This window comes from Pseudomonas fluorescens, assembly GCF_012974785.1.
Lineage (GTDB): Bacteria > Pseudomonadota > Gammaproteobacteria > Pseudomonadales > Pseudomonadaceae > Aquipseudomonas > Aquipseudomonas fluorescens_BT.
Genome location: NZ_CP027561.1, coordinates 3,335,898 through 3,348,003, shown reverse-complemented (window position 1 = coordinate 3,348,003; position 12,106 = coordinate 3,335,898). Strand labels below are relative to the sequence as shown.

The 12,106-nt window shown below is 58.7% G+C and carries 12 protein-coding genes and 1 pseudogene; 6 read left to right on the top strand and 7 right to left on the bottom strand.

Annotation, left to right across the window (positions count from 1 at the left end; genetic code table 11):
• Positions 1–35: 35 nt before the first annotated feature.
• On the bottom strand, positions 36–557 hold the full coding sequence (gene gloA, locus C6Y56_RS14890) for a lactoylglutathione lyase (protein ID WP_169430540.1): 522 nt from the start codon (positions 555–557) through the stop codon (positions 36–38).
• A gap of 142 nt (positions 558–699) precedes the next feature.
• Here gloA and C6Y56_RS14885 point away from each other — a divergent pair, with 142 nt between their 5' ends.
• Positions 700–1,218, top strand: a complete 519-nt coding sequence (locus C6Y56_RS14885; RefSeq protein WP_169430539.1) for a DUF4946 domain-containing protein — start codon at positions 700–702, stop codon at positions 1,216–1,218.
• Positions 1,219–1,427: 209 nt separating this feature from the next.
• On the opposite strand, the gene C6Y56_RS14880 is transcribed toward C6Y56_RS14885, so the two are convergent.
• The 3 genes and pseudogenes from C6Y56_RS14880 to C6Y56_RS14870 form a co-directional block, all read right to left on the bottom strand.
• A complete protein-coding gene (locus tag C6Y56_RS14880) occupies positions 1,428–1,793 on the bottom strand; it encodes a histone-like nucleoid-structuring protein, MvaT/MvaU family (protein WP_169430538.1) in 366 nt (121 codons plus the stop codon).
• 235 nt (positions 1,794–2,028) lie between these two features.
• Positions 2,029–3,564: pseudogene (locus C6Y56_RS14875) on the bottom strand (EAL domain-containing protein).
• A 115-nt stretch (positions 3,565–3,679) separates the two neighbouring features.
• A complete protein-coding gene (locus C6Y56_RS14870) occupies positions 3,680–4,552 on the bottom strand; it encodes a LysR family transcriptional regulator (protein WP_169430537.1) in 873 nt (290 codons plus the stop codon).
• Between the two features lie 77 nt (positions 4,553–4,629).
• Between C6Y56_RS14870 and C6Y56_RS14865 the strand changes: the two genes are divergently transcribed.
• Both C6Y56_RS14865 and hppD read left to right on the top strand, forming a co-directional pair.
• Positions 4,630–5,577: a DMT family transporter gene (locus C6Y56_RS14865; RefSeq protein WP_169430536.1), complete on the top strand. Its 948-nt coding sequence runs from the start codon at positions 4,630–4,632 to the stop codon at positions 5,575–5,577.
• A gap of 246 nt (positions 5,578–5,823) precedes the next feature.
• A complete protein-coding gene (gene hppD / locus C6Y56_RS14860) occupies positions 5,824–6,900 on the top strand; it encodes a 4-hydroxyphenylpyruvate dioxygenase (RefSeq protein ID WP_007958955.1) in 1,077 nt (358 codons plus the stop codon).
• 127 nt (positions 6,901–7,027) lie between these two features.
• On the opposite strand, the gene rarD is transcribed toward hppD, so the two are convergent.
• From rarD to C6Y56_RS14845, 3 genes are all read right to left on the bottom strand, one after another.
• Positions 7,028–7,909: an EamA family transporter RarD gene (rarD, locus tag C6Y56_RS14855; protein ID WP_169430535.1), complete on the bottom strand. Its 882-nt coding sequence runs from the start codon at positions 7,907–7,909 to the stop codon at positions 7,028–7,030.
• Between the two features lie 316 nt (positions 7,910–8,225).
• Positions 8,226–9,239 (bottom strand): aldo/keto reductase, encoded by a 1,014-nt coding sequence (locus C6Y56_RS14850; RefSeq protein ID WP_169430534.1) that lies wholly within the window; start codon positions 9,237–9,239, stop codon positions 8,226–8,228.
• Positions 9,240–9,308: 69 nt separating this feature from the next.
• A complete protein-coding gene (locus C6Y56_RS14845; RefSeq protein ID WP_169430533.1) occupies positions 9,309–10,208 on the bottom strand; it encodes a LysR family transcriptional regulator in 900 nt (299 codons plus the stop codon).
• Between the two features lie 99 nt (positions 10,209–10,307).
• On the opposite strand from C6Y56_RS14845, the gene C6Y56_RS14840 reads away from it, so the two are divergent.
• From C6Y56_RS14840 to C6Y56_RS14830, 3 genes are all read left to right on the top strand, one after another.
• Positions 10,308–11,012: an SDR family oxidoreductase gene (locus C6Y56_RS14840; protein WP_169430532.1), complete on the top strand. Its 705-nt coding sequence runs from the start codon at positions 10,308–10,310 to the stop codon at positions 11,010–11,012.
• Positions 11,009–11,374: a hypothetical protein gene (locus C6Y56_RS14835; RefSeq protein WP_169430531.1), complete on the top strand. Its 366-nt coding sequence runs from the start codon at positions 11,009–11,011 to the stop codon at positions 11,372–11,374. The genes C6Y56_RS14840 and C6Y56_RS14835 overlap by 4 nt, the downstream gene beginning before the upstream one ends.
• A 357-nt stretch (positions 11,375–11,731) precedes the next feature.
• Positions 11,732–12,103: a DUF6124 family protein gene (locus C6Y56_RS14830; RefSeq protein ID WP_169430530.1), complete on the top strand. Its 372-nt coding sequence runs from the start codon at positions 11,732–11,734 to the stop codon at positions 12,101–12,103.
• Positions 12,104–12,106: the final 3 nt, after the last annotated feature.

The following is a 12,106-nucleotide window of genomic DNA, read 5'->3' as shown; positions in this document are numbered from 1 at the left end:
TTTCGTTGCGCGGTGCTTTCTACCCAGGTTCAGCTTTACAGCGGCGCTGGCTGGATGATCTCGACCCAGTAACCATCCGGATCCTTGATGAACGCCAGGCTTTTCATGCGGCCATCGGTCAGGCGCTTCTGGAAGTCGCAGCCCAGTTCTTCAAAGCGTGCACAAGCCGCGACGATGTCCGGGACCGAAATGCAGATGTGGCCGAAACCGCGCGGGTCAGTGTTGCCATTGTGGTAGGCGAAATCGGCATCGCTTTCGGTGCCGTGGTTGTGGGTCAGTTCCAGGATGCCGGGGATCGACTTCATCCACTCGGTACGCGCAGCGGCATCGGCCGGGATCTGCGACTTGTCGACCAATGCGAGGAAGTACAGGCTGAATTCCGCTTCCGGGAAATCACGCTTCTCTACCAGCGAGAAGCCCAGTACACGGGTGTAGAAGTCCAGCGACTTGGTGATGTCCTTGACGCGCAGCATGGTGTGGTTGAACACAAAGTTGCGGGTTGCGCTGTCCGGGGTGGCGGTCACGCCAGGGAAGGTGTTCAGTTCTTGCAGGCTCATGAGCCCTCCGTAACAAATTGGGGCGAGTGAATGGGCGCAATGATACGCATGCGTTGCGGCATCGCCAAACCGAAAGCGCGGGCTTGCCCTGCGAGCGGGCGAGCCTCAGACTTTATGGTTCAATCTGCGAGTGCCTCTGGTAATGATCCGACCGTTCAAATCGCTGTTCGTTTTCTTCGGCTTGTCCCTCGTTGCCATTGCAGCCCTGGCGGACGCTCCGAGCATTACCTGGCCGTCCGGCTGGCAAGTTGAAGCGTTGCCCGACACAACGCCGGAAGTTACCCGTCAGCGGGCGGCGAAGACCGACGCCGATGGTAATCAGGTGATGGTGATGGAGTTGACGATGACGCGTGTGGAGACAGGTCATCAGGTCAATCTGCAAGGCGTGTTGCTGGAGATGCGCAAGTCGGTGCAGAAGGACTTTTTCCAAGGGGGCTACCAGAGTGTCTGCAACAAGGTTCATCCCAGTACGCTGGGTTCATTGGCAGCGCTTGAAACCACTTGTACTGTCACTGAGAACGGGCGTCATGTGTTGTCGCAAACACTGGTCGCCGCAGTAGAGGCGGACAAGGCGTATGTACTTTCGTATGCCGGGCAAGCCGACGTTTACAAGGCCAGCGCGGATGAAATTGCGAGCGCAAGAAACAGCCTGAAATTTTAATCGGCTGTTCGCTGGTCAACGGGCTTCCAGATACCGAAAGTAATTAAATACAAAGTTGTTCGCCTGGCAGGTGCGCAACATCCGGAAGCATAGTTTCAGCGTGCGACGGAGATTTTGCTGCCAACTTTTTCAACAAGAAAATGTTGCATTTGTTAAATATTGTCCAAAAAAAAGCCCTGCATTTGCAGGGCTTTTATGTTTGCCAGGGATTAACCGCGCAACCAGGAATCAACGGTGGCTGCACCGTATTGTTCCTTCCAGGCCTTCAGGCCGCGATGGTTGCCACCCTTGGTCTCGATCAGCTCGCCGGTGTGCGGGTTCTGATAGACCTTGACCACGCGAGCGCGGCGGGTTTTAGGTGCCGAGGCCTGTTGCAGGCCGGATTTTGCCGGATTCGGATCGAGGATGGCGATGATGTCTTTCAGGCCTTTGCCGTAGGTTTTCATCAGCCCCTGGAGCTTTTCTTCGAATTCGATTTCTTTCTTGAGCCCGGCATCGTTCTTCAGCGATTCCAGCTGCTTGAGCTGTTCCTGAAGGGCCTTTTCAGCTGCACGAAATTCAGCGAGTCTGGACAATATCTTTACTCCAATAGTGTGTTTGGCTGATACCAACCGCAAACAAAGCTATAAGCCAAGAGCCTTGAAGCGACTCGGTGATAGTGGCTCACCTGCCAGTCTTGCAACAGGTAAGAAAAATTGTAGTAGTTAATGCGACGAGAGTAAATCCTGACTTTTTCTTTATGTAAAAAACGGCGATGTCTTGAATCAATTTCGTGCGCGCTGTCGGCAAGCCCGGATTTATCAGGCCAAGTTAATGGTGAGTTAATGCGTCAATGAAGTCTATGGCAGAAACGGGCTTGCCGAACAGGTAGCCTTGCAGAAAGTTGACGTGATGCGCCGCCAGGTAATCGCACTGGGCTTGTGTCTCTACACCCTCGGCCACAGTTCCCAGATCCAGTTTGGCGCATAGCTCGATGATGCTGTCCAGAATGTGTCGTGACAGGGCATCTTTATCGATCATGGCGACGAACGTCTGGTCGATCTTGAGGAAGTCGACATTGAGTGTTCTCAGGTAACCCAGGCTCGAATGACCGGTGCCGAAGTCGTCGATGGCGATCTTTACGCCCATGGCGCGCAGTTGCTCAAACAGTTGATGGGTGATGTCGGTGGGCTCGATCAGTTCCCGCTCCGTCAACTCAAGTACCAGGCTGACACTATCGGGCGCGAATGCCGCCAGGAACTCCCGACAGTCTTCCACCAATTCAAGATCGTGGCAGTGGCTGGCTGTAATGTTGATTCCGATGTGGAAGGGGGCTTCGAAGGAAGAAGACAGCGGCCCGAGCACGACAGCGGTCTGCTGCATCAATGAACGGGTCATCGGCACGATCAGCCCGGAATGTTCGGCAAACGGTATGAACAGGTCCGGACGTACCAGGCCTTCTCTGGGATGATTCCAGCGCATCAGTACTTCGCAGCCCGACCAGCGTTTGCTGTCGCCATAGACCACCGGTTGAAAGTAGGGAATGAACTCTCCGGCCTCCAGCGCGCGCAGCATTTCGTGACTGGGGGATGTTGCGCGGTTCTGCACGACATAACCGATTGCTCCGGATACCGCCCCGAAGAAAATCAACAGACTGAACAGCGGCGGATATTCGTCGCTCATGTAGTTCCAGATTTCATCTTCAGGGAAACCGGCGCTCACCGTGTAGGCATAGTGTGGAGAGTTCAACGTACTCTGGGCCACCGGCAACTCGGGAAGGGCGCCTTGATGCACCTTGCCATCGGCTGAAAGCCAATTGTTGCCGACCTGCAGCAATAACAATGTCTGCCGGCCGATCAGGCGCAGGATATTGCTCAAGTGATAGCCGTCCAGCGTCGTCAGGGCGCCGCCCCGGCCATCGTTCAGTCGATACACCAGCAGCGCCGTATCCGGTGTAACCGGGTTGCCGTTCATGAGCCATAACTTGCCTTGGGTGTAGTCCCCCGGATTGACGGCTTCCTTGAAATCACCGAACAACGAACTGCAATAGAGGTTGTTGTCCCACACCAGATTGGTCGAGCGCACGAACGGGCGGCGGGTGACCTATTCGCGCAGTGCCAGTTTGACGTTCTCGCAGGGCTGGCCAGCCAGCGGCAGCAATTCCCGGGCGGACTGGGCGGTGTTGTCGAGCATCAGATCAAACTGGCGCAAAGCTTCCTCGGCGGTTTGTCGGGAACTCTGCTCCAGCGTACGTTCGGCCTGTATATGAAGAATGACGGTGCCGATGAGGATCGGCAGCAAGCCGCACAACAGTGTCACGATGATTCGGGTACTGCGTTTGCGGCGGGGCCTGACGGTCAGAGGCATGGGCGCATCCTGTTGCGATGGTGTGGGGCTCTCGACTGCAGGCGGGGCAAGGGTGCACCTTCCGGAAAGCGATGGGGCTGTGCCCATGATAGTTGGCCGTTGGAACTCGTGCCGCTCAGCGGTAATCCAGCGTTGTTGCCAATTTGATGAATGCCAGGGTCGCGGGTGAAGCCTGGCGTTTATCGAGTACGGCCAGACCGATGTGTCGTTGCACGGCCGGTGACAATGGCTTCTTCACATAGCGCGGATCCGGCTCGTCCGGGAGGGAACCTTCGGCAACGATCGTGATGGCGTCGCCCCGGCTCACGGTATCGAGGGTGCTCAGCAGTTGCGAGCAGCGGTAGCGGATATTCGGGCTCAGCCTTGCCGCGTTGAACAGTCGCGATACCAGTTCCGAAGAGCCGGCTTCGGTGAGTACGAACGGGTCGCTGCACAGATCGTTCAGGCTCAGTGCCGCCTGCGTGGCCAGAGGATGGTCGAGCGGGAGCAGGGCGACCATCCGATCTTCCATCAGGGCGAACGTATCGAAGCGTTCTTCGGGCAACACCACGAAACCGATATCGATCCGTCGCGCATCAAGCCACTGGAGCACCTGGCGGTCCGGCCCTTCGTCGATGTGAACCTCGATGCCCGGGTGCACCTGGCGGAAATGCCGGAGGATTCGCGGCAGCAACCTGATCGATGAGGTCGGGCCGAACGAGCCGATGCGCAAGGTGCCGCTTTTCAGCCCGCGCGCATCGGCGGCTTCCTGGCGCAACGTGTTGGCCAGCCCGAGCATGGCCCGCGCGCGCAACAGCAACTGCTCGCCAATGTCGCTGAGTTCCACTTGCGATTGATGCCGGCGAAATAAATCGACACCCAGTTCCTGCTCCAGCGACTTCAAGGCGTGGGACACCGCCGATTGCGAGATCCCCAGGCGATGGGCCGCGAGGGTGAAGCCGCGCAGTTCGGCCACCAGCGAAAAGATTTCGAGCTGGGTCAAGGTCATGAGTAAAAGCTCATTTTACGATGATCAATAATGACTCGAATGATACGGCATCCGCCCGTTGAGTCGTTGAGAGCGTTATGAGTAGTCATGAATCAATCCGTCCAGAGACCTCGGACATTCCCGTCTATCTGAATCTGGCCATGGTCACCATGATCTGGGGCGGGACCTGGGTCGCCGGGCGCATGCTGGCCGGCAGCCTGAGCCCGATCCTTGCGGCCAGCCTTCGATTCCTGCTGGCCAGCGTCGCGTTGCTCGGATTTCTGTGGCTGGCGCGAATTCCTTTTGCGCGACCCACCGGCCGGCAATGGCTGCAACTGGTGTCGCTGGGTTTCTTCGGGATCTTCTTCTACAACCTGTGCTTCTTTTACGGCTTGCAATACATCAATGCGTCGCGGGCATCGCTCATCGTCGCGTTGAATCCGGCGGTAATCGGTCTGGCGTCATGGCTCTTGTTCAAGGAGCAAATGAGTCGATCCAAAATCATCGGCATTCTGGTGTGTATCGGCGGCGCCGGTGTGGTGATCGTCAGCCGTGATCCACAATGGCTGACCACGCCGCCAGACGCCTGGCTGGGTGACCTGCTGATTTTCGGCTGCGTAATCGGCTGGGGCGTTTATTCGCTTTTTTCCCGCAGCCTTAATCACAGCATCGGCCCGTTGCAGACCGTTACGTTTTCGATCGTACTCGGTACGCTGATGCTTTGGGTGCTGGCTGCCATTCACGGTGAGGTGAGCGTGCAACCGGTGGCCAATCTGGGCACGACGCAATGGCTGAGCCTGATCTACCTGGGCGTACTCGGCTCGGCGGTGGCCTACATCGGTTACTACGACGGTATCCGCAAATTGGGTGCAACTCGCTCTGGCGTGTTCATCGCGCTCAACCCGCTGACTGCCGTGCTGGCTGGTGCCATCCTGCTGGGTGAACCAGTGACGATCCCCATGGGGCTGGGCGGCGCACTGATCCTGACGGGCATTTACCTGTGCAACAAACCCCTTGCACCGGGCCGAAAAAAGCGGATTTTATAGAGAGGGCAGACAACCCTATTTACGCTGTGTAGAATCGGGTTACGCATACAATAATAATCGTCTTCTGGCAGCAGAAGCCTCGCCCGCAAGAGCCTTGGGTCGACAATGAAGATATTCGGGTTTCAACTGATCTACGGTGACTTCCTCGCCCGCAGTGTGCGTGGCATCTCCTGTGCGCCACCCACCGGTCTCAGCATTACTGACAAATAACTCTGGTTAATTGATAAGAATGATGAGGCGCCAACCATGGCAGATTTATACGAAAACCCAATGGGCCTGATGGGCTTCGAGTTCATCGAGTTCGCATCGCCGACGCCTGGCACCCTGGAGCCGATCTTCGAGATCATGGGCTTCACCAAGGTCGCGACCCACCGTTCCAAGAACGTGCACCTGTATCGCCAGGGCGCGATCAACCTGATCCTCAACAACGAACCCCACAGCGTTGCTTCGTACTTCGCGGCCGAACACGGCCCGTCCGTTTGCGGCATGGCGTTCCGGGTCAAGGATTCGCAAAAGGCCTACAACCGCGCACTGGAACTCGGCGCCCAGCCGATCCACATCGAAACCGGTCCGATGGAACTGAACCTGCCGGCGATCAAGGGCATTGGCGGCGCGCCGCTGTACCTGATCGACCGTTTCGGCGAAGGCAGCTCGATCTATGACATCGACTTCGTGTTCCTCGAAGGCGTTGACCGCAACCCGGTCGGTGCCGGCCTGAAAATCATCGACCACCTGACCCACAACGTGTATCGCGGCCGCATGGCCTACTGGGCCAACTTCTACGAGAAGCTGTTCAACTTCCGCGAGATCCGTTACTTCGACATCAAGGGCGAATACACCGGCCTGACCTCGAAAGCGATGACCGCTCCGGACGGCATGATCCGCATCCCGCTCAACGAAGAATCGTCGAAGGGTGCCGGGCAGATCGAAGAATTCCTCATGCAGTTCAACGGCGAGGGCATTCAGCATGTGGCGTTCCTCACTGACGACCTGGTCAAGACCTGGGATCAGCTGAAGAAAATCGGCATGCGCTTCATGACCGCGCCGCCGGACACCTACTACGAAATGCTCGAAGGCCGTCTGCCGAACCACGGCGAACCGGTCGATCAGTTGCAATCGCGCGGCATCCTGCTCGATGGTGCGTCGGATAAAGAAGACAAGCGTCTGCTGCTGCAGATCTTCTCGGAAACCCTGATGGGCCCGGTGTTCTTCGAATTCATCCAGCGAAAGGGCGATGATGGTTTCGGCGAAGGCAACTTCAAGGCACTGTTCGAATCGATCGAGCGTGACCAGGTGCGTCGTGGCGTACTCGCTACCGAGTAATCAGCTGCACCGATAAAAAATGTGGGAGCGGGCTTGCTCGCGAAAGCAATCGTTCATTCAACACTTCAGTTGACTGATCCGACGCCTTCGCGAGCAAGCCCGCTCCCACATTTGTTTTGTGCTGCTTTTAAGGCCTGCGCTGGCGCATCAGATGCTTGAACCCTTCAAACACCAGTACTACCACCGCGAGCCAGATCGGGATGTAAGTCAGCCATTCACCGGGCTTGATGCTCTCGCCCAGCAACAGCGCCACACCGAGCAGCAACACCGGCTCAACGTAACTCAACAAACCAAACAGGCTGAACGGCAGCAAGCGGCTGGCGATGATGTACACCACCAGCGCCGACGCACTGATCAGACCGAGCAGTGGAATCAGCCACGTCAGCGCCGGGTACTGATCGAACACGCCGAAACCCTGTTCGCCGCCGCGCACAAACCAGTACGCCACCGGCAACATCAGCGTCATGTCGACCCACAAACCGCCGAGGTTGTCGGTCTTGAGGTATTTGCGCAGCACGAAATACAACGGGTAACCGACAACTACGACCAGCGTCGCCCAGGAAAACCCGCCGACCTGATACAGCTCGTTCAACACGCCGAGGCTGGCAAAAAACACCGCGACTTTTTGCAGGTATGACAGGTTTTCGCCATAAGCGATGCGTCCGGTCAGCACCATGGCCAACGGCAACAGGAAATAACCCAGCGATACATCGAGGCTGTAGCCGTTGAGCGGCGCCCACATGAACAGCCACAACTGCATGCCCAGCAATGCAGACGACAGGATCAGGCCACCGATCAGCTTCGGCAGCGCAGGGATCCGGCGCAGCAGCTCCAGCGCCCGCCGCCATTCGCCGGACAACATCATGAACACGGTCATGCAGGGCACGGTCAGCAGCATCCGCCAACCGAAAATTTCCACGCCGCTCAACGGAGTGAGCAACGAGGTGTAGTAATACATGACGGCAAACAGCGTCGAGGCTGTTACCGAAAGAGCGATACCTTTAGACAAACTGTCCTCGCGGGGGTGATGGTCAAACGGGGCGCGCAGGATACGTGGTTTTTGTGGTGAATATTGGTCGGAGTGGTCAATATTTTCTACATGAGTTCAAAAGCCCCTCATCGGAACGCCGCCCGCCTAACCCTCTCCCGGAGGGAGAGGGGACTGACCGAGGTGTCTCACGAGTTTCAGCGACGTGAAAGTCCGAGTCGATTACGGATTCAACACAACAGCTTCAGGCAAAAGCGTAGCTTCAATTTCCCCCAATCGGTTCCCTCTCCCCCCGGGAGAGGGATAGGCGGGCGGCGTTCCGATGAGGGCAGCGATCTCACGCCGAACGCGGTTTACGCCCAGACACAAAATGGCTCACATCATTAAACCCCGGCGTAGACGCATGCCCCGGCGTCACCAGCGAATCGATAAACGCTTCGTCTTCCGCCGTAATCTTCACTGCCTGCGCCTTGGTGTACGCATCCCACTGTTCTTCCGTACGCGGCCCGACAATCGCCGACGTCACCGCGCCGTTGTTCAGCACCCAGGCAATCGCAAACTCGACAATCCCGACCCCGCGCTCTTTGGTGTAGTGCTGGATCTGCTGGGCAATGCGCAACGACTCCACGCGCCATTCAGTCTCCAGAATCCGTTTGTCCTGACGCCCGGCGCGGCTGTTGGCGTCCGGGGTCACGTCCGGTGCGTATTTGCCGCTGAGCACGCCACGGGCCAGCGGGCTGTAAGGCACCACGCCGAGGCCGTAGGTCTGGGCGGCGGTGATCTGCTCGGTTTCGGCCTGACGGTTGACGATGTTGTACAGCGGCTGGCTGATCACCGGGCGATCGACACCCAGTTTGTCTGCCACACGAATCACCTCGGCGATCCGCCAGCCGCGATAGTTCGACAGGCCCCAATAACGGATCTTGCCCTGGCGAATCAGATCGCCAATCGCCGAGATCGTCACTTCCAGCGGCGTGTTGTGGTCTTCGCGGTGCAGGTAATAGATGTCGAGGTAGTCGGTGCCGAGCCGTGTCAGGCTGGCTTCCAGACCATTGAAAATGTGCTTGCGGCTCAGTCCGCTGCGATTCGGCACGCCGTCCACCGGGCCGAATCCGACCTTGGTCGCCAGCACCCATTCGTGACGATGACGGGCGATGGCTTCGCCGACGATCTCTTCCGAGCGGCCGTTGGTGTAGACGTCAGCCGTGTCGATGAAGTTGATGCCCTGATCCCACGCCTTGTCGATGATGCGCAGCGAATCCTCTGCGCTGGTCTGCTCGCCGAACATCATCGTGCCGAGGGTGAGGGTGGACACCTGCAACCCCGAATGACCCAGTGTGCGATAGCTCATGCCGAAATCCTTTTGTCGGTGGGAAAGCTTCCATCAAATACCAGAAGCGCCCGGCGCGGCAAAGTGAATTTATCGGCGCAACGCCTCGCAGCGCTCGCGTAAAAACGCCTGCAACACCTTGACCCGTTCCGACACCTGCACCCGGTGCGGGCACAGCAGATTGAACGGCACGCTCTCACCATGCCAGTCATCGACCAGCGTCACCAGTCGTCCGGCGCGTACGTCTTCGGCCACGTCGAGCCAGGCCTTGTAAGCGATGCCGTGCCCGGCGAGTGCCCAGCGGCGGGCGACTTCGCCGTCGTCGCTGAGGTAGTCGCCGCGTACTTCGACTTCAAGCGTTTCGTCTTCGCGATGGAAACGCCAAGTGTTGTAAGGCCGGCCGTTGCGCAGATAGAGCAGGGCGCTGTGATCGCTCAGCTCGGCGGGGTTCTGCGGTGTGCCGTGACGCTCCAGATACGCAGGGCTGGCACAGGCCACGCGACGATGCTCGGACAGAATCGGCAACGCCACCAGCGTCGAATCACTCGGCACGCCAAAGCGCAACGCCACATCCACCGTCTCGCGAAACAGGTCCGCGTGTCGGTCGTTGAGCAGCAATTGCAGCTGAATGTGCGGGTGCTCGCGCTTGAAATCGTCCAGCCACGGCAGCAACACGTTGCGCCCGAAGTCCGACGGTGCCGCCAGTTGCAGCACGCCGCTCAGGCCTTCGGTCTGTTGCTTCAGCGCCTGTTCGCCCTCGGCCAGTGTGGCCAGTGCCAGACGCACGCTTTCCAGATAGCGCCGGCCTTCTTCGGTCAGGCGCATGCTGCGGGTCGAGCGGGCGAAGAGGCGGATGCCGAGGCGGGTTTCCAGGCGTTTCAAGGCGATGCTGGCGGCGGCCGGGGTCAGCTCCAGCGCCCGGGCGGCGGCGGAAATGCTGCCGGAGTCGGCGGTACGGACGAAGATCTCAAGATCCAGAATCGAGCTCATTGGTAAAAATCCTTTAAAGATCCTTCCGATTTACCGGGATTTTTCTGCGATTGGCAACGGGGGAAGATGCAATCTCCTCAAGCCCACCGGAGAACTCCCATGAAACCATTCGACAATCAGACTGTTGTGGTCATCGGCGGCAGCAGCGGCATTGGCGCCGCCGTCGCGTCGAATGCCGCGGAACGTGGCGCCCGTGTTTACTCGGTCGGGCGCCGTGCTGAAACGTCCGAAACTCACGAAGGTATCCGCCACGAGTCAGCCGATGTCACCGATGAGGCCTCGCTGCGTCAACTGTTCGAACGCATCGGCGCGTTCGATCATCTGGTGATGACCGCCGGGCCGAGCGTCAGCGCCAAGCCGTTGGCCGACAGCGATCTGCTCCAGGCGCAGCAGGCGTTCGATGTGAAATTCTGGGGCACTTTGCGCGCGATTCAAGCGGCGCTGCCGTACCTGAGCGAGCGGGGCAGCATCACCCTGACGTCGGGTTTGCTGTCGCGCAAATTCGTCGCAGGGCAATTCATCAAGACCACCCTGAATGCCGCGCTGGACGCTCTGGCCAAACAACTGGCCAAGGAGCTGGCGCCGCGTCGGGTCAACGTGATCAGCCCCGGCGTGACCGACACCGAAGCCTACGCCGGCATGGATGAAAGCCAGCGCAGCGCGATGTTCGCCCGCACCTCGGCGGCGCTGCCGGTGGGCCGTGTCGGCACGCCACAGGACCTGGCCGCCGCGTTTATGCTGGTCATGAAAAACGGCTTTATCAGCGGCAGCATCATCGATGTCGACGGAGGTGGATTGTTATGACCTGGCACTTCGATCACATGGCGTTCAACGCGCCGGACGGGCAACCGATTCAGGATGCTTTCAACGCACTGCTGGGATTGACGCCGGGGCGTCGACCGCCGTTTCCGTTTCCCGGGCGTTGGTTGTATCAGGATGGGCAGGCGTTGGTGCATGTGATTGAGCAAGCGGCGCTGGATGAGGCGGCGTTGAGTCATATCGCGTTTCGGACCGATGAAGACGCGGCGGTGGTTTTGGAGCGGGTGCAGGGCAGTGGGTTGCCGTATCAGGTGGCGCAGGTGCCGGAGGATGGGGTTTGGCAGATTTTTGTGCAGATGCCGGGAGGCCTGGTGCTGGAACTGGATGCAAAAACGGGGATTTTGTGAGTGTTTAATCGTGGCGTTTAAAGGACACGTTCAGACACGCACCTCAGGCTACACAACCTTGCGCCGTTGCCTACGACTGCGCCAGAATCCGCCGGCTTGTGCGCCTTGGACGCGGGCTCTATCGTTTCCCGGTCGCTGACGAATCAGCGATCGGGTTTCGCAGCCCGGATCAATCAAGGCGCCCAGCGCGCCGTTTCCGTTCAGCATTGTTGCCTGATCGTGTAATGGCGGTTGTGCGCGGGATACCTTCGGGTATGCCGGGTTCCTTGATTCCCGGTCTGCGAACCCGCGTACAGCTGCCACCTCTATTCGTTTCGCAGCGAACTGTGGCAGCTCCATCAATCAGGGAGTTTCACCATGATCAAACCAACACCCAACCCACCCGAAGCCGATTCAACGTCCCCCTACGAAACCCTCGATTCAAAGAAATTCCACGAAGCCGCCGAACGCGCCCTCGATCATTACCTCAATCCGCTGCTCCCCCGAAAACCGTTGCTCAAACCCAACACCCGCTACCTCATCGCCCCCGGCATCCCGAGCGAAGAGCTACTGGCCGACGCCTGCGAAACCCTGACCTCGGCCAAAACCATGGCCAGCGATTTCGCCGGAATGCTCGATGCGCCGCAGCGGCATGTGCTGCTGGGCATCGGGCAACTGATCATGCTGGCGGAACTGGCGGTAAATCGGGTGCTGGATAATCTGGACACGGCGGCTGAAGCCCAGCCCTGACCG